At 67.4% G+C, this 21,888-nt stretch carries 25 protein-coding genes; 13 read left to right on the top strand and 12 right to left on the bottom strand.

The annotated features are described in order from the left end of the window. Positions 1–98: 98 nt before the first annotated feature. The gene (locus OKW76_RS02275; protein WP_265550754.1) at positions 99–1,337 is read right to left on the bottom strand and encodes an acyl-CoA dehydrogenase family protein; all 1,239 of its coding nucleotides are present in this window, start codon (positions 1,335–1,337) and stop codon (positions 99–101) included. A gap of 155 nt (positions 1,338–1,492) precedes the next feature. Between OKW76_RS02275 and OKW76_RS02270 the strand changes: the two genes are divergently transcribed. Beyond that, entirely contained in the window at positions 1,493–2,737 is a 1,245-nt protein-coding gene (locus OKW76_RS02270; protein WP_265550752.1) for a TetR/AcrR family transcriptional regulator, read from the top strand. Here OKW76_RS02270 and OKW76_RS16195 read toward each other — a convergent pair. Genes OKW76_RS16195 through OKW76_RS02250 form a run of 4 tightly spaced genes read right to left on the bottom strand, consistent with a single transcriptional unit; the run spans position 2,683 to position 3,823 of the window. Further along, entirely contained in the window at positions 2,683–2,928 is a 246-nt protein-coding gene (locus OKW76_RS16195; protein ID WP_265550751.1) for a YdcH family protein, read from the bottom strand. The genes OKW76_RS02270 and OKW76_RS16195 overlap by 55 nt on opposite strands. A gap of 19 nt (positions 2,929–2,947) precedes the next feature. Next, positions 2,948–3,160, bottom strand: a complete 213-nt coding sequence (locus OKW76_RS02260) for a hypothetical protein (protein WP_265550749.1) — start codon at positions 3,158–3,160, stop codon at positions 2,948–2,950. Further along, positions 3,147–3,539, bottom strand: a complete 393-nt coding sequence (locus tag OKW76_RS02255) for a hypothetical protein (protein ID WP_265550747.1) — start codon at positions 3,537–3,539, stop codon at positions 3,147–3,149. Before OKW76_RS02255 ends, OKW76_RS02260 begins: the two co-directional genes overlap by 14 nt. Then, positions 3,536–3,823: a hypothetical protein gene (locus OKW76_RS02250; protein WP_265550745.1), complete on the bottom strand. Its 288-nt coding sequence runs from the start codon at positions 3,821–3,823 to the stop codon at positions 3,536–3,538. The genes OKW76_RS02255 and OKW76_RS02250 overlap by 4 nt, the downstream gene beginning before the upstream one ends. A gap of 257 nt (positions 3,824–4,080) precedes the next feature. On the opposite strand from OKW76_RS02250, the gene OKW76_RS02245 reads away from it, so the two are divergent. Next, entirely contained in the window at positions 4,081–5,004 is a 924-nt protein-coding gene (locus tag OKW76_RS02245) for a LysR family transcriptional regulator (RefSeq protein ID WP_265550743.1), read from the top strand. Between the two features lie 40 nt (positions 5,005–5,044). On the opposite strand, the gene OKW76_RS02240 is transcribed toward OKW76_RS02245, so the two are convergent. Together OKW76_RS02240 and OKW76_RS02235 are read right to left on the bottom strand one after the other, a co-directional pair. Further along, the gene (locus OKW76_RS02240; protein ID WP_265552722.1) at positions 5,045–5,503 is read right to left on the bottom strand and encodes a DUF1465 family protein; all 459 of its coding nucleotides are present in this window, start codon (positions 5,501–5,503) and stop codon (positions 5,045–5,047) included. Between the two features lie 120 nt (positions 5,504–5,623). Beyond that, positions 5,624–5,821, bottom strand: a complete 198-nt coding sequence (locus tag OKW76_RS02235) for a YdcH family protein (protein WP_265550741.1) — start codon at positions 5,819–5,821, stop codon at positions 5,624–5,626. A 154-nt stretch (positions 5,822–5,975) separates the two neighbouring features. Here OKW76_RS02235 and OKW76_RS02230 point away from each other — a divergent pair, with 154 nt between their 5' ends. After that, positions 5,976–6,131, top strand: coding sequence for a YdcH family protein (locus OKW76_RS02230; RefSeq protein WP_265550738.1), 156 nt, complete (start codon positions 5,976–5,978; stop codon positions 6,129–6,131). Positions 6,132–6,173: 42 nt separating this feature from the next. Here OKW76_RS02230 and OKW76_RS02225 read toward each other — a convergent pair whose 3' ends face one another. Together OKW76_RS02225 and dksA are read right to left on the bottom strand one after the other, a co-directional pair. Continuing rightward, positions 6,174–6,545: a PilZ domain-containing protein gene (locus tag OKW76_RS02225; protein ID WP_265550737.1), complete on the bottom strand. Its 372-nt coding sequence runs from the start codon at positions 6,543–6,545 to the stop codon at positions 6,174–6,176. Between the two features lie 103 nt (positions 6,546–6,648). Further along, a complete protein-coding gene (dksA, locus tag OKW76_RS02220) occupies positions 6,649–7,119 on the bottom strand; it encodes an RNA polymerase-binding protein DksA (RefSeq protein WP_265550735.1) in 471 nt (156 codons plus the stop codon). A 434-nt stretch (positions 7,120–7,553) separates the two neighbouring features. Between dksA and OKW76_RS02215 the strand changes: the two genes are divergently transcribed. Next, entirely contained in the window at positions 7,554–8,435 is an 882-nt protein-coding gene (locus OKW76_RS02215; protein WP_265550733.1) for a hypothetical protein, read from the top strand. 35 nt (positions 8,436–8,470) lie between these two features. On the opposite strand, the gene OKW76_RS02210 is transcribed toward OKW76_RS02215, so the two are convergent. Further along, positions 8,471–8,917: a host attachment family protein gene (locus OKW76_RS02210; RefSeq protein ID WP_265550731.1), complete on the bottom strand. Its 447-nt coding sequence runs from the start codon at positions 8,915–8,917 to the stop codon at positions 8,471–8,473. A gap of 94 nt (positions 8,918–9,011) precedes the next feature. Here OKW76_RS02210 and serS point away from each other — a divergent pair, with 94 nt between their 5' ends. From serS to OKW76_RS02175, 7 genes are all read left to right on the top strand, one after another. Then, on the top strand, positions 9,012–10,289 hold the full coding sequence (gene serS, locus OKW76_RS02205; RefSeq protein ID WP_265550729.1) for a serine--tRNA ligase: 1,278 nt from the start codon (positions 9,012–9,014) through the stop codon (positions 10,287–10,289). A gap of 143 nt (positions 10,290–10,432) precedes the next feature. Continuing rightward, the gene (gene surE / locus OKW76_RS02200) at positions 10,433–11,200 is read left to right on the top strand and encodes a 5'/3'-nucleotidase SurE (protein ID WP_265550727.1); all 768 of its coding nucleotides are present in this window, start codon (positions 10,433–10,435) and stop codon (positions 11,198–11,200) included. 167 nt (positions 11,201–11,367) lie between these two features. Further along, entirely contained in the window at positions 11,368–12,417 is a 1,050-nt protein-coding gene (locus tag OKW76_RS02195) for a peptidoglycan DD-metalloendopeptidase family protein (RefSeq protein WP_265550725.1), read from the top strand. Further along, positions 12,417–13,445 carry a potassium channel family protein gene (locus tag OKW76_RS02190; protein WP_265550723.1) on the top strand — a complete coding sequence of 343 codons (1,029 nt, stop codon included), beginning with the start codon at positions 12,417–12,419 and terminating at the stop codon, positions 13,443–13,445. Before OKW76_RS02195 ends, OKW76_RS02190 begins: the two co-directional genes overlap by 1 nt. Before the next feature lie 13 nt (positions 13,446–13,458). Further along, positions 13,459–13,803, top strand: a complete 345-nt coding sequence (locus tag OKW76_RS02185; RefSeq protein WP_265550721.1) for a DMT family protein — start codon at positions 13,459–13,461, stop codon at positions 13,801–13,803. Between the two features lie 156 nt (positions 13,804–13,959). Then, on the top strand, positions 13,960–15,288 hold the full coding sequence (gene rimO / locus OKW76_RS02180; RefSeq protein ID WP_265550719.1) for a 30S ribosomal protein S12 methylthiotransferase RimO: 1,329 nt from the start codon (positions 13,960–13,962) through the stop codon (positions 15,286–15,288). 153 nt (positions 15,289–15,441) lie between these two features. After that, positions 15,442–16,830: a leucyl aminopeptidase family protein gene (locus OKW76_RS02175; RefSeq protein WP_265550717.1), complete on the top strand. Its 1,389-nt coding sequence runs from the start codon at positions 15,442–15,444 to the stop codon at positions 16,828–16,830. 174 nt (positions 16,831–17,004) lie between these two features. Here OKW76_RS02175 and OKW76_RS02170 read toward each other — a convergent pair whose 3' ends face one another. Further along, positions 17,005–17,478 (bottom strand): phosphoglycerate mutase family protein, encoded by a 474-nt coding sequence (locus OKW76_RS02170; RefSeq protein ID WP_265550715.1) that lies wholly within the window; start codon positions 17,476–17,478, stop codon positions 17,005–17,007. Continuing rightward, positions 17,475–18,221, bottom strand: a complete 747-nt coding sequence (gene tpiA / locus OKW76_RS02165) for a triose-phosphate isomerase (protein ID WP_265550713.1) — start codon at positions 18,219–18,221, stop codon at positions 17,475–17,477. Before tpiA ends, OKW76_RS02170 begins: the two co-directional genes overlap by 4 nt. A 126-nt stretch (positions 18,222–18,347) precedes the next feature. Here tpiA and OKW76_RS02160 point away from each other — a divergent pair, with 126 nt between their 5' ends. Both OKW76_RS02160 and trpE read left to right on the top strand, forming a co-directional pair. Further along, positions 18,348–20,279 (top strand): peptidylprolyl isomerase, encoded by a 1,932-nt coding sequence (locus OKW76_RS02160; protein WP_265550711.1) that lies wholly within the window; start codon positions 18,348–18,350, stop codon positions 20,277–20,279. After that, positions 20,276–21,763: an anthranilate synthase component I gene (trpE, locus tag OKW76_RS02155; protein WP_416221833.1), complete on the top strand. Its 1,488-nt coding sequence runs from the start codon at positions 20,276–20,278 to the stop codon at positions 21,761–21,763. Before OKW76_RS02160 ends, trpE begins: the two co-directional genes overlap by 4 nt. Positions 21,764–21,888 lie beyond the last annotated feature (125 nt).

The following is a 21,888-nucleotide window of genomic DNA, read 5'->3' as shown; positions in this document are numbered from 1 at the left end:
CAATGCCGTCACCCCAGCGAAAGCTGGGGTCTCTCGGTTACTAAGCGCGCCCCTCGCCGCACGAGACCCCAGCTTTCGCTGGGGTGACGGGTGACGGCTCAAACCGCATATTTCCCGAACTCGGCGCGCGCGATCGCGCGATTATGCACCTCATCGGGCCCATCGGCGAAGCGCAGCGTCCGCAGGCTCGCCCACGCGCCGGCCAGCGGGGTGTCGCCCGACACCCCCGCGCCGCCATAGGCCTGGATCGCATCGTCGAGCAGCTGCAGCGCCATCATCGGTGCCTGCACCTTGATCATCGCGATTTCGAGCTGCGCCGATTTATTGCCCGCCTTGTCCATCATGTCGGCGGCCTTCAGGCACAGCAGCCGCGTCATCTCGATATCGATCCGTGCGCGCGCGATCCGCTGCTCCCAAACCGATTGGTCGGCAATCCGCTTGCCGAACGCGGTGCGGCTCAGCAGCCGCTTCGCCATCAGCTCGATTCCCATCTCGGCGGTACCGATCGTGCGCATGCAATGATGGATCCGCCCCGGGCCGAGCCGCCCTTGCGCGATCTCGAACCCGCGTCCCTCGCCCAACAGCAGGTTGGCGGCAGGAACGCGCACATTATCGAGCACGACCTCGCCATGCCCGTGCGGCGCGTGATCATACCCATATACCGAAAGCATCCGCTCGATCTTCACGCCCGGCGTGTCGAGCGGCACCAGGATCATGCTCTGCTGTGCGTGGCGCTTGGCTCCCGGATCGGTCTTGCCCATCACGATCGCGACCTTGCAGCGCGGATCGCCGGTGCCCGACGACCACCATTTGCGCCCGTTGATGACATAGTCGTCGCCATCGCGGACCATCGCGGTTTCGATGTTGGTCGCGTCGGACGAGGCGACCGCGGGTTCGGTCATCAGGAACGCCGACCGGATCGCGCCGTCCATCAGCGGCTTCAGCCAGCGCTCCTTCTGCGCCAGGCTGCCATAGCGATGGAACACTTCCATGTTACCCGTGTCGGGCGCCGAGCAGTTGAACACCTCGCTCGCCCAATGGATTCGCCCCATTTCTTCGGCGCACAGCGCATATTCGAGGTTGGTTAGCTGCGTCCCTTCGAACGCGAAGCTGTCGTCGACATGGACCTGTCCCGAATGCGGCGGCATGAAGAGGTTCCAAAGCCCCGCTTCGCGCGCGAGCGGCTTGAGCTCCTCGATCAGCTTCGACGGCGCCCAGCGGTCGCCCGCGGCGATGTCGGCGTGATATTCGGCGTCGCGCGGCGCGATATGGCGGTCGATGAACGCCTTCACCCGATCGCGGAAATGCGTCTCGCGGTCGCTCAGCGTGAAATCCATCGGCCATCCTCTCGCGCGCATCGGTTTTTTCCCGATTAGACCATACCCGATCTTCGGTAAAGCGCCGCCCTGTGCCTTTTGCCGTTACGGTGGCCACGCCTACCGCTGATGAAAAAAACACTGTTTCTTCGAAACGAACCAGCTACTCTGGTTCGATGAACGCCCCGCAGAGCGTCCGACAGGGGACGGAAACAGGTACCAAACGCTTCCAGGCCAAGCGCGACGCGATCCTCGCGGCGGCGGCCGAGGCGATCAACGAACAATCGGCCAAGGGAATGACCTTCGCCGACGTCGCGCGGCGCGTCGGGCTCAACACCACCAGCGTCACTTATTATTTCAAACGCAAGGAAGACCTTGCCGCCGCCTGTTTCGATCAGACGCTCACCACCTTGCTGGCGATGCTCGACGAAGCACTGCAATTGCCCACCCCCGAACAGCGCGTCGAACGCTTCCTTGCGATTAACATGGCGCGCCTCACCCGAATCCGCACCGGCGAGGAGACCGACTTCGCGATCCTCTCCGACCTTCGCGCGATGGAGGAGCCGCTCAAGGCGCAATTGCTCGCCGGGTGGCGCGAGGTGTTCCGCAAGACGCGCAGCCTGTTCGGCACCCCCCAATCGCGCGCGCATACCGATCTCAACGGCGCGCGCGCGCATGTGCTGCTCGAGAACAGCTTCTGGCTCAACGTGTGGCTGGATCGCTACGGCATCGATCAATATCCGCGCGTCGAGGCGCGGGTGATGGACGTCTTCCGCCACGGCATTGCCGGCCCCGGAGAGCATTGGGCGCCCGCCACGCTCGACCTCACCCATGGCCAGTCGACCTCGAGCCGAGAGAGCTTCCTGCTCGCCGCCACACGGCTGATCAACGAGCTCGGCTATCGCGGCGCCTCGGTCCAGCGCATCGCCTCCGAACTCAACGTCACCAAGGGCAGCTTCTACCACCATCTCGACGCCAAGGACGATCTGGTGATCGAATGCTACAAGCGCAGCTTCGGCACGATCACCGATGCCCAACGCGAGGCCGACGACCAGGGCGGCAGCCATTGGCAGCGGCTGACGGCGACGCTGGCGACGCTGCTCGACATCCAATTCTCCGAACGTGGCCCCCTGCTGCGCACCACGGCGCTGTCAGGCCTGCCGATCGAGGTGCGCCAGACGATGATCGACCATTCGAACCGAATCGCTCGCCGCTTCGCGGGCACGATGAGCGACGGCATCGCCGAAGGCTCGATCCGCGCGATCGACCCGCTGGTGGCGAGCCAGATCCTGATGGCGCTGCAGAACGCCGCCTTCGACATGCGCAAATGGGCGGGCACCATGCCCCGCGACCGCGCGGTGGCGTTCTACGCCTCGACGCTGGCGTTCGGGCTGTTCGACGATCGGGTGCTTGGGGGATAGCGCAGGTTGAACCGCAACTTCCCGCGGTCGCGACCGCCCATGGGGCAGGTGAGCAGGTCCTTGATCGCCAGCCTCAACTTCTTGAGGCGTAGAATTCCCCATTCGTCGGGGATCGGGCGGCGCGCTTCGCACCGGATCGCCTGGTCGAGGCGATGTTGGAGTACGCTTAAACTAAATCGATCGGCATTCATGCTGCAATGCTCCGTTCGATCAGCGGTGCTGGCCTTTCAAGGTGAGGTACCCCAGCCGTACCGCGGTTCTTGCCGACAAACCCGCCGGGTACGCGGGAGCCAGATCGCGCCGGAAGCGCCGCGCCAATGCCAGCAGTGAGCAGCGATCGGGTGCGCCAGCGTCGCGGATCGATGCGATCAACGCTGCCGGGAACAAGGGCGATGCGGCCGCCGCCGGGTCATCGGACGACATAGACGAAATCGGCGATCGTGCGCCCAGTCCGGGCTTCGCAAACCGCGCTGCCGACGCGCTCTGCGCGGGGCTTGAGTTTCTTCCAACTAGCCGAATGATCGGTCGCGGCGACGTGGAAGATGCAACCATTGCCCGCGCCGTCGGTGTACTGCAGACGAATCGCTTCGGCCCTGCTCTGCGCGTGCGGCACCAGGACTTTGCCTCGGCGGCTGATGGACCGCACCGAAGCCGTTGGCAGGAGCGCCTCCGATGGCAACGGCTCGTAATGACTTGGCATTTCGGCCGCCATCAGCGTCATCGCGTGCTGCGAGCTGTTCTCGACGACGATCGTGGGCCCATTGCCGGCAAGCAGCGCAAACGCGGTGAGTATCGGGCTCATGGCATCACTCCGTTGGAGGCGAACATCGGCGATCGGTGTACCACCGCGCCCTGATCGATCAGCGTTTCGATATGCGGCGCCGATCCAGGATACGGATCACCGTCTAGGATCAGCGCGGTCGTCCAGCCTATGCTCCCGCGCAGCGCATCGAGCCGGATCAGCCAGTGACCGATCCATTTGGATCGCGACCCTTGCCGTCCTTCGAGCACCAAGTCGCGGACGACGCGCGGACCGGTTTCACGGCGAAGCACCAGCATCGATCGGTCAGCAGCGGTCAGCGCCATGCAGGCGGTGGGCGAAAAGCAACGACCGGCGGGCAGCAACAGGGTCAGATGCGACGTGCAGGAGTGAAGCCCCGCTGTCCGACTGCTCAGCCTTGCCGGCTTGGTACGGGAAGGCATGACGAACATTGCGGGGCTCCACCGATGCATCGGTCCGGAGAGGGAACACCGGGCTGATGTCGAAAGCTACCGAAACGATTGAGATAGCGCCAATAGAAAGCTAACCCGGCTATCGATAGCTTTCATCTATGGGCGGTAGCGTGACGATCAGGCAGCTCGAATATTTAGTGGCGATCGCCGACACCCAGTCCTTCGCCAAGGCGGCAGCGCTGCTCAACGTGTCGCAGCCGACACTCAGCCAGCAAATCCGCACGCTCGAAGATCATCTAGGCCTGATGTTGCTCGAACGATCCTCCAACGGTGTGCTGCCGACACCGGCCGGGCGCGAGATCATCGAGCGAGCGCGCGCCATCCTGCGCGACATGCGCGAACTCGGCCATGTCGCGAGGCGCGCCGGCAGCAAGGTTTCAGGCACGATCCGGCTCGGTACGACGCCGACGCTCGGTCCCTATCTCCTGTCGCCGGTAATCGCCGAGCTTCACCAGGCACTTCCCGATCTTCGCATCCACGTCCGCGAAGGCATTCCGGTCTATCAGACCGACGACTTGGCGAAGGGCCAGATCGACCTGTATCTCGGCCCGCTGCCGATCTCGGATCATCTGTTCCACGTCGAGCCGCTGTTTCGCGAACGGCTGCACCTGGTCGTGGCCAAGGACCATCGGCTCGCCGGCTGCCCGGCGGTCGCGAGCGAGCGATTGGCCGACCTGCCGGTCCTGTCGATCGACCAGCGGCACCAATATCATCGGCAGATCGCGCAGATCACCGAGCGATTCGGGATGCGGCTGGCGCCCGATTACGAAGGCACCAGTCTCGACAGCCTGCACCAGATGGCGGCCAGCGGATTGGGCGCGGCGATCCTGCCCGAACTCTATCTGGCGTCCGATGTCGGGGGGATGTCGGGCCTGGCGATCGTCGATGTTGCTGGCTGGAACGCCTATCGCTCGATCGCGCTTGCGTGGCGCAGATCGAGCATGCTTGGCGACCAGTTCACGATGATCGGGGAGCGGGTGGCGCGATCGGCGCGATCGATGATGCTCGCAGCGGTCCAGCCAGAACCGAAGTAGGATAACTGCGGCTGCAAGGTCGCCGCAACCGCCGTACCCCTTAGAATGCCCCAGCCAGCCGGTCGAACATCGACCTCGCGGGGCTCGACGCGAACAGTGGTTGGGCTTGCGCATCGTCGAGCAGTCCGACGCGCCGGTGCAGGTCGATGCTCGCACGTACCAGCACCCCCGCGCCGTCAGGCAGCGCGGTGATCGTCGCCTCGTCGGTCGCAGGCGCGCCGCCCAATCTTCGCGCGCGATCGAGCGCATCGCGCGGGGTCAGCTCGCCCGCCGCCACCGCGCGCTGTGTCAGCAGCCAGGCGATGACGTGCATCAGCCGCGTCGTGACCTTGAGCGACTCGCACGAGAAGGCGACGCGCGCCAGCGGCGCCAGCGCGTCGCGGTCGGCCTGCCCGCCGTCGTCGAAATAATCGCGCGCCTCGTCGGCCAGCAGCATCGCCTCTACATAAAGCGAGTCGATCAGCCGTCGTTCGATGCGTAGCGGGCCGTCTGCGTCCATCGGCCCCGCGTGCCACAAGCCGCCGACGCCCGAAACCGGCAAAACCGGGCGCACCGCCGCCTGTCCCAAAACGGCGCGAGCGCGCGCCGGCTCGATCGAGCCGGAATTTCCGCCGCTAGTTCAGGCGATGATGTCGGGGATCATCTCGTCCTCGACCAGCGCGATTTCGTCGCGCAGCCGCAGCTTGCGCTTCTTCAGCCGAGCGATCTGCAGCTGGTCGGTCGATCCGGTGTCCATCATTGCGGCGATCGCGGCGTCGAGATCGCGATGTTCGACGCGCAGCGCTTCCAGGCGGCGCAGCAGTTCGGCCTCGTCCATCGCTTGTCCCTCGCGCGCCCGTGCTGCCGGCACCCATTTGGATCGGGGCTCGATTTCCGCACGGCACGTCGATCGCATCGTTTTTGCAAGGCGACAAGCGCCGCGATCGGTGTTTTACTCCGCATCCCCCAACTACCAACCGGAGAACGCAGCCATGCACAGTCCGTATCTGTCCGCCCTGGAAGCCAAGCACGCCACGCTCGATCGCCGCATCGCGGCCGAGTCGCAGCGGCCGCTTCCCGATCCGACGGTGTTGCGCGACCTCAAGCGGGCCAAGCTTCGGGTGAAGGAAGAGATGACGACCCAGTAACCGGGCGGTCGCTGCGCCGCGTGGCCCCGGCCGCGCGGCGGTTCAGCGGCGCAGCGGCGGCTTCAGATAGATCGGGGTCTTGGCGCCCGTCCCCACCGGCTTGCGCGCCAATTTGGGATCGATCGGCGAATCGAACGCGATCCCCAGCCGCCCGTCGGTCGCCCAAGCGACCTTGCCCGACACCCAGCCGATCCCGCGCACGTCGATCTCGACCGGCGTGCCCTGCGGCAACGCGGTGCCATATTCGGCCATCAGCCCGCCCGCCGACAGATTGCGCACGCGCACGTTGCTCGCACCCGCCTCGGTGCGCAGCGTCGCGGTCAGCAACAGGCTGTCGCGCGAGGTATTGCGCTGAGCCTCGCCGTCTTCGTCCCCGTCGGGGGTCGGGTCGGCGTCGTGTGCGTAACGGTCCATGGTGATGCTCGATACTCGTGGCGGTGCGGATCGCCGCCACAGTTAAGCAGCAATCCTTGTCGAAAGCGTTAAGGTGCCGGTGACGAAGGCCGTCGACAACCGATCATTCCTCGCGCGAAACCTTTTCCTGGCGCTCGTGGCGTTCCTGCGCCTCGACCGTCATCGTCGCGATCGGCCGCGCTTCGAGCCGTGCGAGCGAGATCGGCTCGCCGGTCACTTCGCAATAGCCATATTCGCCATCGTCGATCCGTCGCAGCGCCGCATCGATCTTCGAGATCAGCTTGCGCTGGCGATCGCGGGTGCGCAGCTCGATCGACCAGTCGGTCTCGCTCGATGCGCGATCGGTCAGGTCGGCCTCGCGCAGCGAGTCGTTCTGCAGCTGGCTGAGCGTGTCCTTCGCCTCCTGGTGGATGGCGTCCTTCCATGCGTGCAGCTTGGCACGGAAATACGCCTGCTGCCGCTCGTTCATAAAGGGTTCGCCGGCGCTTGGCCGATAGCCCACGGCGTCGCCGTCGTTCGCTGCCGGCGAGCCCGGTTTCTCGGGGTCGTTCAATCGATCCAATACCGTTGCCATCCCACTCTCCACCCCGGCTTGCCGTGTCGGCCCCCAATGGCTGTGGCACGCCTGCATTTGCCCTGTGGCGGCCTATACGAGCGCGGCGGGCGCATCACAAGCGACGAAAGCCCGTCTTTTCCGGCAATTATCTTCCAATTTGGCGCGAACGCGCGATGGGTCGGTGCTTGGCAAGTGATTCGCCCCAGGCTGGGGTGGGCGCCAGGCTAACGCTGCTTCCTCGTTGAAATCCCGTCCCAATACCGGACGTTAACCATGAAGACGACGCAGCGCTCTGGTAATTTCGTGCAGTTCCCACGGCGAGCATGGTTAATGACGTTGATCTTAATATTTCGATCGGCACAGTCATCGTATCGGCAACATCTGGTTGCCTCCCCCGTCGGATCGCTCGCGACCCTGCGGAAACGAGAAGAGATGACGCTATGTCGGTACGGATGGCTGTTGCTAAACTTTGCGCGTTCACCTGCGGCGGGGCAATCGTCGGCGGCGGCGCGGTCCATGCGGTCGATACCGCGCGCACCGAGCGGGTGATCGAAAGCCGCGTTGCCGAGACGCGCGTCGCGCGCAAGCGAGCCCAATATGCGGCCGTCCCCGGCAAGAAGCTGGTGCGCCGGGTGATCACCAAGACTGCCGCCTGCGCGCCGCAGACCGTGACCGTGACCAGCCAAGGCGCGCCGATCCCGCTTCCCGATCCGTATCTGGGGTCGAGCGGCGCCGCGCCGATGGTAGGCAGCGGCGGCAATGGCGGCGGACCGGTGATGGTCGGCGGCTCGGGCGGCTTCATCGGCGGCGGTGGCGGGTTCTTCGGCGGCGGCGGCTTCGTGGGCGGCGGCGGGGGCGGCAGCATCGTGGTGTCGTCGACCTCGAGTTCGAGCTCGAGCTCCAGTTCGAGTGGTGGATCGAACGTCGTGATCGACAACCAGAACAACGCCAACAACAGCTCGAACAACAATAACAGTTCTAATAACAACAACAGTTCCAATAACAACAATAGCTCGAACAACAATAATTCGAGCAACAACAGCAATCAGAACAACAACAACAATCAGAATAACAACACGAACAATAACGAAAATACCAATAACAACGAGAATAAGAACGAGAACAACAACCACAACGAGAACGAGAACCACAACACCAACAAGCCCGACAAGCCCGGCTGGTCGAGCGGTGGGCACGACCCGCATCCCCCGGGCACCTCGTCGGGCAACCCTACCCCGGTGCCGGCGCCGCCGATGCTGCTGCTGTTCGGTGGTGCCGCCGCGGCGCTGGTTGCGCGCGGTCGCTTCGGCAAGAAGGCGGCGAAGGGGGCCTGACCCCCTTCGCCCCCGCCGGGACCGATCCGCCGCGATCAATCGGCGGCGAGCAGCGCCTTTTCGATGTCGGCAACGCTGTGGCCGGTCAGATCCTTATCGATCTCGCCGGAGAGCCGCGTCTGCACTTCCTTGTGATAATGTTTGCGCAGCTCGCCCAGCGTCTTGGGTGGCGCGACGATGATCAGCGTTTCGAAGTCATTGGTCAGCGCGCGCTTCTTGAGCAGGTCAGCGGTGTGCGCTGCGAACCGGTCTTCCTCGAGCTGGTGGAAGTCGGTTTCCTCGAACGAACTGCGCGCCGTGCCGCTGCCTGCTGACGCCGCCCGGCCCGGGGTATCGGTGCCATGCTCGCGATCGGGGGGATTGTCCTGCTCGCGGACGCGCTCGACCACCAGGTTGGGATGCACCGCATCGCCTTCGTTGCGAAGAAACAGCATCTTGCGGCCATCGGCGACGACGACGAATGCTTTGTGCGGAACCTGCATCGGGATCTCCTATTTGGATTGGCATGAACCATGATAACGCGCCGCCGCGCCGACGGGTTGCGCCGCCCCCCGCCGCCGGGCCATAGCGACGGCCATGCACGACATCCGCTCCATCCGCGAAAACCCCGCCGCCTTCGATGCGGCGCTTGCCCGCCGCAATCTGCCTGCCCAGGCCGACACGCTGGCAGCGCTCGACGAGCGCCGCCGCGCGGTACTCACCCAGTTGCAGGCGGGCCAGGCGCGCCGCAACGAAGCCTCGAAGGCGATCGGTGCTGCCAAGGGCAAGGGCGACCACGCCGCCGCCGACGCGCTGATGGCCGAAGTCGCGACGCTCAAGGAAGCGATGCCCGCGCTCGAAGCCGAGGAAAAGACGCTCGCGGCCGAGCTCGACACCGCGCTCGCCGCGATCCCCAACCTCCCCGCCGACGATGTGCCGCAGGGCGATGGCGAGGATGACAATGCCCTGGTTCACCTGCGTGGCGAACCAGCCAGCTTCGCCTTCCCGGCGCGCGAGCACGACTCGATCGGCCCCGCGATCGGCCTTGATTTCGAGACCGGCGCGGCGATGGCCGGGGCGCGCTTCACGTTGCTGCGCGGCCCCGTCGCGCGGCTGCACCGCGCGCTCGGCCAGTTCATGCTCGACACGCTGACACAGCAGCACGGCTTCGAAGAAGTCGTGCCGCCGCTGCTGGTGCGCGACGAGGCGGTGTACGGCACCGGCCAGCTTCCCAAATTCGCCGAAGACCTGTTCCGCACCACCGATGGCCGCTGGCTGATCCCCACCGCCGAAGTGTCGCTGACCAACATCGTCGCGGGCCAGATCCTCGCCGAAAAGGAGCTGCCGCTGCGCTTCGCCGCGCTCACCCCGTGCTTCCGCTCCGAAGCCGGCGCGGCGGGGCGCGACACCCGCGGCTATATCCGCCAGCACCAGTTCGAAAAGGTCGAGATGGTGGCGATCACCACCCCCGAGGCCTCCGACGCCGAGCATGAAGCGATGACCGGGCATGCCGAGGGCATCCTGACCGCCTTGGGCCTGCCCTTCCGCCGGATGAAGCTTTGCACCGGCGACATGGGCTTTTCGGCGGCGCGCACCTACGACCTCGAAGTGTGGCTGCCCGGCCAGGCGCGCTATCGCGAGATTTCGAGCGTTTCGACCTGCACCGATTTCCAGGCACGCCGGATGAACGCGCGCTACCGGCCCGAGGGCGAGAAGGCGACGCGCTTCGTCCACACGCTCAACGGCTCGGGACTTGCGGTCGGGCGGACGCTGGTCGCGGTGCTCGAAAATAACCAGCAGGAGAACGGCGCGGTCGCGGTGCCGCTGGCGCTGCAGCCGTATCTCGGCGGCTTGACGCTGCTGGAGCCCCGATGATCCTCCCCGGCACGGGGAGGGAGACCGTCGGCGCAGCCGGTGGTGGCGGGGGCTTTCGCCGAGCCGGTCGCCTGCGGCTTTGCCCCTCCACCATCGCTACGCGATGGTCCCCCTCCCCGAGCAAGCTCGGGGAGGATTGAGCGATGCGCATCCTCATCACCAACGACGACGGCTACCACGCCCCCGGGCTGAAGATCCTCGAGACCCTCGCCGCGACCTTCTCCGACGATGTCTGGGTCGTCGCCCCCGCCGAGGAGCAATCGGGCGCGGGCCATTCGCTCACACTCAGCCGCCCGCTGCGCATCCGCCGCTTTGCCGAGCAGCGCTTCGCGGTCGACGGCACGCCCACCGATGCCGTGATGATGGCGCTGGCCAAGATCATGGCCGACCACCAGCCCGACCTGATCCTGTCGGGGGTCAATCGCGGCGCGAACCTGGCCGAGGACGTCACCTATTCGGGCACCGTCTCGGCGGCGATGGAGGGGGCGCTCGCCGGCGTTCGCTCGATCGCGCTCAGCCAAGTCTATGCGCGCGAGGCGATGGGCGATTCGGTGCCGTTCGACGCCGCCGCCGCCTGGGGCCGCCGCGCGCTCGAACCGCTGATGACGCTCGATTGGGCGCCGCGCACGCTGGTGAATATCAACTTCCCCGCGCTCCCCGCCGACCGGGTCAAGGGCATCCGCGTCGCCGACCAGGGCCTGCGCGATTATGGCCGGCTGCAGATCATCACCAACCGCGATCCGCGCGGCTATGACTATCACTGGTTCGGGCTGGGGCCGACGATCGAGACACCGGCGCATTCGACCGACCTCGAAGCGATCCAGGACGGCTATGTCGCGGTCACCCCGCTGCATCTGGACCTTACGCATCGCCCGTCGCTCGCTATGCTCGCGCAGGCGTATCGCGAATGAAGGGGCGGCGGATGGCGAGAACAGACCAGCGGGTTCCTGGTGGGGCAGGCCAATCTTGTCAGCATACCAGCCCCTCCCGGTTCGCACTGAGCCTGTCGAAGTGCCGTTCTGCTTCAGCGGCCGGCCAGCAAGCGGAGAACGGTGCTTCGACAAGCTCAGCACGAACGATGGGTAGGTGTTTGGCGCTATCCGGGCCCCTGCTGCCCCTCGCCCTCGCCGCCTGCATTCCCGGTACCGGCCAGCGCGACCCTGTAGCGCAACCCCCGCCGCAAACCGTCCGCCAGCCGCTTGCCGAAGACGTCACCGCACTCCCCTCGCCGCCCCCCGCCTGGGAAGCCCGCCGCGTCGCCCCCGATGCGCGCGCCGTCTCGCCGACCAGCTACATCGTCGCCGCGGGCGACACGCTGCGCGGCATCGCCGCCAAGACCGGCGCGGGCTCCGAAGCGATCGCGCGCGCCAACGGCCTTGCGCCGCCCTTCACGATCTTCGCCGGCCAGCGCCTCGCCATCCCCGGCGGCCGCTATCATTTGGTGCGCGGCGGCCAGACCGGGATCGCGATCGCGCGCGCCTATGGCGTCGATTGGGGACGGATCGTCACCGCGAACATGCTTGAGGAGCCCTTCATCCTGCGCACCGGGCAGCGCGTGCTGATCCCCGGCGAGGCGATTCCGCGTAGCGCCGCCGAGCGCGCGCAGGCGTTCCGGCTCGACATCGACGACATCATCACCGGCGGCGAACCCGCGCTTGCCGCCAACACCGCGCCGACCCGGCCGAGCGCGTCGTCGAAGCGGATCCTCCCCTCAACCGCCGCGGTCGCCGAGCCCGCGCGGCTGCGCGGCGGCTTCCAATGGCCGGTCGAAGGCCGCGTCGTCCGCCGCTTCGGCCCGGGCGCGTCGGGCGAGCGCAACGACGGCATCAAGATCGCGGTCCCGCTCCAGACCCCAGTGCTCGCCGCCGCCGACGGCGTCGTCGCCTATGTCGGCAGCGATATCCCCGCGCTCGGCGGGCTGGTGATCCTTCGCCATGGCGACGGGCTGACCTCGGTCTATGGCCATGCCGGCGACCTGCTCGTCCAGCGCGGCCAATCGGTGAAGCGCGGTCAGCGTATCGCGCTATCGGGCGATTCGGGCGCCGCCGACCGTCCCGAGCTGCATTTCGAGCTTCGCCAGGGCCGCACCCCGGTCGATCCGCTCAGCCGCCTGCCGGCGCGCAGCTGATGGTCAAGCCGCTGCATCCGGGCACGCTCAAGCGCAAATCCTCGACCCCGGTGTGGCTTGCGATCACCTGGCGCGTGCTCGCGGTGCTGACGTTGGTCGGCATCGCGATCGCGGTGCATTGGTTCGATCGCGAAGGGCTGCGCGACAATTATGACGGGCAGATCAGCTTCGCCGACGTCGTCTATTTCACGATGATCTCGATCACCACCACCGGCTATGGCGATATCGCGCCGGTGACCGAAAAGGCGCGGTTGTTCGATGCGCTGATCGTCACCCCGATCCGGGTCTTCGTGGTCGTGCTGTTCATCGGCACCACCTATAATTTCGTCCTCAAGCGCGGCTGGGATAAATGGCGCATGGCACGTATTCAACGCAATCTTGACGGGCACATCGTCGTCGCGGGCTATGGCAAGACCGGTTCCGAGGCCGTCGAGGAGCTGATCGCGCGCGGCCGCGATCCCGCGAGCATCGTCGTGGTCGATGGCGATGCCGATCGCCTCGCGCGCGCCGAGGAACGCGGCTGCAACGTCCTGCTGGGCGACGCCACCCGCGACGCCACCTTGATCGACGTCCAGGTCGCGCGGGCCTGCGCGATGATCGTCGCCGGCGGGCGCGACGACACCTCGATCCTGATCCTGCTCACCGCGCGCCACCTCGCCCCCGACCTGCCGATCAGCATCATCGTCAAGGCTGAGGACAATGAACTCCCTGCGCGAGCTGCGGGGGCGACGACGGTCATCAACCCCGTCAGCTTCGCCGGGCTGCTGCTCGCAAGCTCCTGCTCGGGGCGCCACATCGCCGACTACATGATGGACCTCGCCTCCTATGAAGGCCGCGTCCAGCTCTCCGAACGTCCGGTCCGGCTCGACGAGGTCAACCAGCCGCTGTCGGCCATCACTTCCGGGCTCGGGCTGCGTATCTATCGCGGCGGCGAGGTTTATGGCTTCAGCGCACCCGAGGCGCAGGCACTGCACGAGGGCGACGTCATCGTCGAAATCCTGCCGCGCCAAGGCATGGGCAACCAGTGATGGAGGGCCAGTAATGGAAGCCGCGCGGATCTGGCCGATTGTGCTGCTGATCGGCTCGAACATCTTCATGACCTTCGCCTGGTACGGTCATCTCAAGCACAAGGGCGCCGCATTGTGGGCGGTTATCGCGGTGAGCTGGCTGATCGCGCTCCCAGAATATATGCTCGCGGTGCCCGCCAACCGAATGGGCAGCAACGTCTATTCGGCGGCACAGCTCAAGGGGATGCAGGAGGTCATCACGCTGACGATCTTCGCGATCTTCTCGGTGACGTATTTGGGGCAGCGGATCACGCTGAACCACGGCATCGGCTTCGCGCTGATCGCGGCGGGCGCGTTCTTCCTGTTCCGGACGAATTGAAGCCCGCGGCCAAACGACCGTCGCCCCAGCGAAGGCTGGGGCCTCCCGGTAACGACCCACGCGCACAGCCGCAAAAGACCCCAGCCTTCGCTGAGGTGACGAATTGGCCGCATGGCTCGCTTTTTCTTGCGACCCGCACTATGTGCGCCCCCAATCATGGCAACCCAATTTCCTGAACCGCCCCGCGTGGGCATGGTGTCGCTCGGCTGTCCCAAGGCGCTGGTCGACAGCGAACGCATCCTGACCAAGCTGCGCTCGGACGGCTATGGCCTGTCGCAGGACTATGCCGGCGCCGATGTCGTGCTGGTCAACACCTGCGGCTTCCTCGACAGCGCCAAGGAGGAAAGCCTCGAGGCGATCGGCGAGGCGATGGCGGCCAATGGCCGCGTCATCGTCACCGGGTGCCTGGGGCAGGAGGCCGAGATGATCCGCGCGCGCTTCCCCAACGTCCTGGCGATCAGCGGCGCACACCAGTACGAAGCCGTGGTGGGGGCGGTGCATGACCACGCGCCGATGCCGCCCAATGCCTTCCTGAACCTGGTGCCCGAAAGCGGCCTCAAGCTCACCCCGCGCCATTACAGCTATCTGAAGATTTCAGAGGGCTGCAACCATCGCTGCTCGTTCTGCATCATCCCGTCGATCCGCGGCGACCTCGCCAGCCGCCGCCCCGACGCGATCCTGCGCGAAGCCGAAAAGCTGATCGAAGCAGGGACGCGCGAACTGCTGGTCATCAGCCAGGATACCTCGGCCTACGGCGTCGACATCCGCAAGGAACCACGCGCCTGGAAGGGCCGCGAAGTCGTGCCGCACATGACCGATCTGGCCCGCGAACTGGGGCGCCTGGGAGCCTGGGTGCGGCTGCATTATGTCTACCCCTATCCGCATGTCGACCAGGTCATCCCGCTGATGGCCGAGGGGCTGGTACTCCCCTATCTCGACATTCCCTTCCAGCACGCCGCACCCGAGGTGCTGCGCCGGATGCGCCGCCCCGCCAACGAGGCCAAGGTGCTCGAGCGGCTCAAGACCTGGCGCGCGATCTGCCCCGACATCGCGATCCGCTCGTCGTTCGTCGTCGGCTTCCCGGGCGAGACCGACGCCGATTTCGACTATCTGCTCGACTGGCTCGACGAAGCCCAGCTCGACCGTGTCGGCGCCTTCCGCTTCGAACCTGTCGAGGGTGCGGCCGCCAACGCGCTGCCCGATGCGGTGCCCGAGGAAGTGAAGGAAGAACGCTACGCCCGCATCATGGAGCGCACCGCCGCGATCTCGGCGGCCAAGCTTCAGGCCAAGGTGGGGCGCGAGCTCGACGTGATCCTCGACGCGGTCGACGATGAAGGCGGCGCGACCGGACGCTCACAAGCCGACGCGCCCGAGATCGACGGCGAAGTTCACCTGCGCGATACCTTCGGGCGGATGCCCGGCGACATTATCCGCGTGCGGATTGAGGACGCCGACGAGCATGATTTGTTCGGAGTGCCGGTCTGAAGTCCTAAGGCGCTCGCTTCGAACCGTCACCCCAGCGAAAGCTGGGGTCTTTCACGATGAAGCGCTGCGTCCGCTGCTCGAGACCCCAGCTTTCGCTGGGGTGACGATAGTGAAGCTGGTAGTCCGGGTGGCGCCGGCCTACCTTCCCCCACAATGACCGACTTCACCCCCTGCCTCGCCCCCGATCGCGGCCAGCCCGCGCATGCGATCCACCTCGTCGATCCCGCAGGCTATGACGACTGGCTCGCGCGCCAGCCCGCGCGACATCGCGCCGCGATCGCCGCGCAGCGGCTCAAGCCCACCAGCTATGCCAGCGCGATTCTGCCCGGCGATGCCCCCGAAAGCTGGTCGGTCGTCACGATCGTCGCCAACACCGGATCGCTTTCGCCCTGGTGTCTCGCGCGGCTTGCCGAGACACTCCCCGAAGGGACGTACCGCGTCGAGGGCCATGAGCCCGGGGTCGCGATGCTCGGCTGGCTGCTCGGCCAATATCGCTTCGATCGCTATCGCAGCGAACCGCCGACCGGCGACCGCGTGCTGCTGACCGGCGACCCCGGCCGGATCGACGAGACGCTTCGCCTCGCGCGCGCCACCGCCAAGGTTCGCGACTTGGTCAATACCGGCGCGGGCGATCTCGGCCCCGCCGAGCTCGAATCCGAAGCCGCCGCGCTCGCCAAGATTTATGGCGCGACGCTCACCGTCACCAAGGGCCCCGAACTCGAACGCGGGTTCCCGATGGTCCATGTCGTCGGCCAGGCGGCGGGCCGCGGGCGCGAGCCGCGGATGATCGAGCTCGTCTGGGGCCGCCCTGACGCGCCGCGCATCGCAATCGTCGGCAAGGGCGTGTGCTTCGATTCGGGCGGGCTCGACATCAAGAATTCGGCGGGCATGCGGCTGATGAAGAAGGACATGGGCGGCGCCGCGCACGCGCTCGCGCTCGCCGAACTGGTGATGCAAGGCCGCCTGCCCGTTCGCCTCCATCTGCTGATCCCCGCGGTCGAGAACGCGATCGCGGGCAACGCCTTCCGCCCCGGCGACGTGCTGCGCAGCCGCCAGGGGCTGACGGTCGAGAACACCAACACCGATGCCGAAGGGCGGCTGATCCTCGCCGACGCGCTCACGCGGGCGGGCGAGGAGAAGCCCGGGCTGATCCTCGACTTCGCCACCCTCACCGGCGCCGCGCGGGTGGCGCTCGGCCCCGACCTGCCGCCGCTGTTCACCGGCGACGACGCGCTCGCCGAAGCGCTGCTGGCCGCCGGCAAGGCGCATGCCGACCAGATGTGGCGGATGCCGCTGTGGGATGCGTATGACGAGATGCTGAAGTCGGACATCGCCGACCTGGTCAACGCCCCCGAGGGCGGCCTAGCCGGCGCGATCACCGCGGCGTTGTTCCTGCGCAGGTTCGTCCCCGCGGATGCGGCGTGGGCACATCTCGACGTGTTCGCGTGGCGCCCGGTGGCCAAGCCCGGACGACCAAAGGGCGGCGACGCCTATGCACTGCGCGCTGCTTGGGCGATGCTGAAGGCGAGATACGCCCAGTGATCCCCCCTCCCTGAAAGGGAGGGGTCGGGGGTGGGTCGAGCGCTGGTGATACGGCCACCGCGGGCGAGCAGACGACCGTATCGCCAGGCCTCCACCCACCCCCAGCCCCGCCCTTCCAGGGAGGGGAGCCAAATACCCTCTCCCGCAGGCGGGAGAGGGCTTTAAAAGAAGCCCCTACTCCACCACGCCTTTCACCGTCTCCCCGGCGCCCACCGTCCAAATCCCCCCGAAATCCTCATGCACCATGTCCGGCGGCCTGACCCCGCCCAGCGCCTCGACCAGATCGGGGACGGTGTTGCTATGCCCCACCACCAGCACCGCGCCCCCGCCCGCGCGGATCCGCGCGACCGCCGCCGCCTGCTGCTCCCAATCATACACCACCGGCACGATCCCCTGCGCCGCGGCGAGCGGCGCGATCGTCTGGCGGCTGCGGCGGAAGGGGGTCACGAAGATCGCATCGAGCGGTTTGCCCGCGAACCAGCGCACTAGCGCTTCAGCGCGCGCCTGGCCCTGCGCCGTCAACTCGGCGTCCTGCACGCCCTTGGGCGTGTCGAAATGGCGGACGACATGCACCGTCTGCGCGCCGCCGCCGCCCGCGCACCCCGCGAGCAGCAGCCCCAGCGCCACCAGTACCGCCCGCCGCTTCATACCGCCGCCGCGGCTTCGATGATCGGCACGAACTTCGCCGCGGTCAGGCTCGCGCCGCCCACCAATGCGCCGTCGACCTCGGGGGTCGCCAGGATGCTCGCGGCATTGTCGCCGGTCACCGATCCGCCATAGAGAATGCGGATCCCCCCCGCCGCATCACCCACCAATTGCCGCATCTTAGCGCGCGCGATCGCGTGGATCGATGCGATTTCCTCGGGCGTCGGCGTCCGCCCGGTCCCGATCGCCCAGCGCGGTTCATAGGCGAGCGTGAACCAGTCGCCATTGGCATCCTCGGGCACCGATTTCTCGATCTGCGCCTGCACCACGCGCTCAGCACGCCCGGCGTCGCGCTCGGCCTCGGTTTCGCCGCAGCACAGGATCACGCGCAACCCCGCGGCGCGCGCCGCCTCGGCCTTCGCCCAGGCGTCCTGGCTGGTCTCGTTCTGGTCGGCGCGGCGCTCGCTATGCCCGACGATCACCACGCTCGCCCCCGCCTCGTGCAGCATCGCCGCCGAAAGGCAGCCGGTATGCGCGCCCTTGGGGTTGGCATGGCAGTCCTGCCCACCGATCGCCAGCGGGCCGGCATGCGCAGCCGCGGGGCCGATCAGCGTCGCGGGCAGCGCCAGCACGACGTCGATTTGGCGGTGCGCCGCGGCGGCGGCGGCGATCGCCTCGACCTCGGCCAGATCGGCGCGCATTCCATGCATCTTCCAATTGCCCGCCACCAGCTTACGTCGCGTCATTTCGTATCCCCGCTCGTTCCTTGTTGCCCCGAGCGATAGCAATTGGACGACGCCGCACAAGCTTGATGGCGCGCGCCGACCGCCCTAAAGCACCGCGTTCTATCTTCCTGCAGTGATCGGTCCTTCATGCTCAGCTTCTTCCGGCGCATCACCAAATCGCGGCTCGGCGTGATCGTCACGCTCGGCATCCTCGCGGTCATCGCGCTCGCATTCGGGTTGAGCGACATCTCGAACGTTGCCCCCACCGGCGCTGCCGGCACCACGGTGGTCGAGGTCGGCGACGGCGCGGTCACCGACACCGAACTGCAGCAGCGCACGCGGCTCGCGCTCGATGCGGTGCGCCAGCAGCAGCCGACGATCGATATCGACGCCTTCATCGCGCAGGGCGGGCTCGAAAGCGTGATTGACCGCACCGTCAACGGCATGGCGCTCGACCTGTTCGCGCAGGAATCGGGTATGGTCGCGTCGAAGGCGCTGATCGACGGCCAGATCGCCAGCATCCCGGCGTTCCAGGGCTTCGACGGCAAGTTCAGCCAGGCCAATTTCGAGCGCGCGCTGGCGACGCAGCGGATCAGCCAGGCCGATCTGCGCGACGACATCCGCCGCGAAATCTATGCGCAGTGGCTGCTCGCCCCGACGCAGGGCGCGAGCCAGGTTCCCGCGCAGCTCGCCACGCCTTATGCCTCGCTACTGCTAGAAAAGCGCGCTGGCCAGATCGCCCTGGTCCCCGCCAGCACTGCCGGCATCGCGGCACCCTCGGCCGAAATCCTCGCCAAATTCTACGCGTCGAACCGGGCTCGCTACAACGTGCCCCAGCGCCGCGTGCTGCGCTACGCCGTCGTCTCGCCCGAGCAGTTCGGCGGCACCGTCCAGGTCAGCGACGCCGAGATCGCCGAGGCGTATCGCGCCGCGGGCGATCGCTACGCCCCCAGCGCGACGCGCACGCTTGAGCAGGTGATAGTCGCCGACCAGGCCGCCGCCAACCGCCTCGCGCAGGCGGTGCGCGGCGGCACCTCGATCGAGGCCGCGGCGCGCGCCGCCGGGCTCGAAGCCACCACGCTCACCAACGTCTCGAAGACCGACGTCGCCGGCCGCAGCGCACCCGCGGTCGCCGATGCCGCTTTCGCCGCCAATGACGGGAGTGTTGCCGGTCCGGTACGCTCGCCCTTCGGTTGGCACGTCATCCGCGTCGCGGGGGTGTCGCAGTCGGCCGGTCGCCCGCTGGCGGCAGTCCGCGATGAACTGGTGTCCGAAATCCGCAAGCGGAAGGCGCTCGAAGCGCTCACCGCGGTGCAGGAAACGCTCGATACCGGCATCAACGACGGTGCGACCTTCGACGAGCTGATGAGCGACACCAAGCTCCAGGCGCAGCGCACCGCGCCGGTGATCGCCAACGGCATCAACCCCGTCGCCCCCGATCAGCGCCCCGATGAGCGTTTCGCGCGGCTGTTTGAGGCGGGCTTCGCCGCCGAACAGGGCGATGCGCCGCAGCTGGTGCAGCTGGGCGAGGACGGCACCTTCGCCGTCGTCGGGCTCGAGCGCGTGATCGCCGCCGCGCCGCGCCCGCTCGCGCAGATCCGCGACCAGGTCGTCGCGGATTGGCAGCGCGACCAAGCCAAGCAGGCCGCGCGCCGCCAGGCGCTGGCGGTGATCCAGAACGTCAACCGCGGCACCGCGCTGCCGCAGGCGATCCGCGCGGCGGGCGTCAACGGCCCCGAGGTCCAGTCGATCAACGTCTCGCGCGCCGATCTCGCCGCGCGGCGCGAACAGCTGCCCCCGCCCGTCGCGCTGATGTTCAGCATGAAGCAGGGCACCGCCAAATTGCTCGAAGCCCCGGGTGGCGAAGGCTGGTTCATCGTCTCGGTCACCGGGATCGAGCGCGGCGATGCCAAGAGCAACACCAACGCGATCAATGCCACGCGTCAGGGCCTGGGCAGCGTCATCGGCCGCGAATATGTCCAGCAGTTCACCGCCGCCGCGCGTGCGACCGTCGGCGTGAAGCGCGATGACGCAGCGGTCGCCCGCCTGCGCAACTCGCTGACCGGCGCGGGCGAGTGATCGAGGGGGTCGACGCCGCCCGCGCCGCGCTTGCCGCCGGCCGCGCGGCGCTGGTCTGGCGTCGCCAGCTCGCCGACACCGAAACCCCCGTCGCCGCCGCGCTCAAGCTGATCGAGCCCGGGCGCGGCGACTTCCTGCTCGAATCGGTCGAGGGTGGCGCGGTGCGCGGGCGCCACAGCCTGATCGGCCTCGCCCCCGATCTGGTGTTCCGCGCGGCCGGCGATGCCGCCGAGATCAATCGCGACTGGCTGACCGATCGCGAAGCCTTCGCGGCGTGCGACAGCCCCACGCTGGATGCCTTGCGCGCGCTGGTCGCTGCCTGCCGCGCCGACGTGCCCCCCGAACTGCCGCGCGCGCTCGCCTGCCTGGTCGGCTATTTCGGCTATGAGACGATCGGCCTGGTCGAGAACCTGCCGCGCCCCGATGCGCGCGCGGTCGACATCCCCGACATGATCTTCGTACGGCCGACGGTGATCCTGGTGTTCGATCGCCTGGCCGACGCGCTGTTCATCGTCGCGCCGGTCTGGCCCGAGGGCGATGTCGATGCCGCGTGCGAGCGGATCGAGGCGGTATCGGCGAAGCTCGCCAACGCACCGCTGCCCGCCGCTGCGCGCAGCGAGGCGCCGCCGGTCGAGCCCACCCCCGTTCTCGCGCCCGGCGCCTATGCCGGCATGGTTGCGCAGGCGAAGGAGTATATCGCCGCGGGCGACATCTTTCAGGTCGTACTGGCGCAGCGCTTCACCGCGCCCTTCGCGCTGCCACCGATCGAACTCTACCGCGCGCTGCGGCGGATCAACCCGTCGCCCTTCCTCTATCATCTCGACCTGCCCGGCTTCGCGCTTACCGGGTCGAGCCCCGAGATACTGGTGCGCGTCCGCGATGGCGAGGTCACGATCCGCCCGATCGCCGGCACCCGCCCGCGCGGCAAGACACCGGCTGAAGACGAAGCCAACCGCACCAGCCTGCTCGCCGATCCCAAGGAGCGCGCCGAACATCTGATGCTGCTCGACCTCGGTCGCAACGACACCGGGCGGGTCGCCAGCGCGGGCAGCGTTCGCGTCACCGACAGCTACACCGTCGAATTTTACAGCCATGTCATGCACATCGTCTCGAACGTCGTCGGCACGCTGCGCGACGACGCCGACGCGATCGACGCGCTGTTCGCGGGCTTTCCCGCGGGCACCGTCAGCGGGGCGCCCAAGGTCCGCGCCTGCCAGATCATCGCCGAATTGGAGCCCGAGGCGCGCGGCGCCTATGCCGGCGGCGTCGGCTATTTCTCGCCCGACGGATCGATGGACAGCTGTATCGTCCTGCGCACCGCGCTGGTGAAGGACGGGGTCATGCACGTCCAGGCGGGAGCGGGCATCGTCGCCGACAGCGACCCAGCGTCGGAACAACGCGAATGCGAAGCCAAGGCCGGCGCGCTGTTTGCCGCGGCACGCGAAGCGGTGGCGCGGGCGGGCGAGGCGCGGTTCGGGCAGTAGACTTCCCGGCGCCGACAACACCCCCCCGTTCGTTTCGAGCCGTTCGTTTCGAGCGTAGTCGAGAAACCGCCGACCCCACCCTCAGCCTCGTTTCTCGACTACGCTCGAAACGAACGGGGCTTAGG

Origin of the sequence: Sphingomonas sp. S1-29, assembly GCF_026167545.1 — a bacterium.
Classification (GTDB): Bacteria; Pseudomonadota; Alphaproteobacteria; order Sphingomonadales; family Sphingomonadaceae; genus Sphingomonas.
This window is presented reverse-complemented; position numbering and strand designations above follow the sequence as displayed.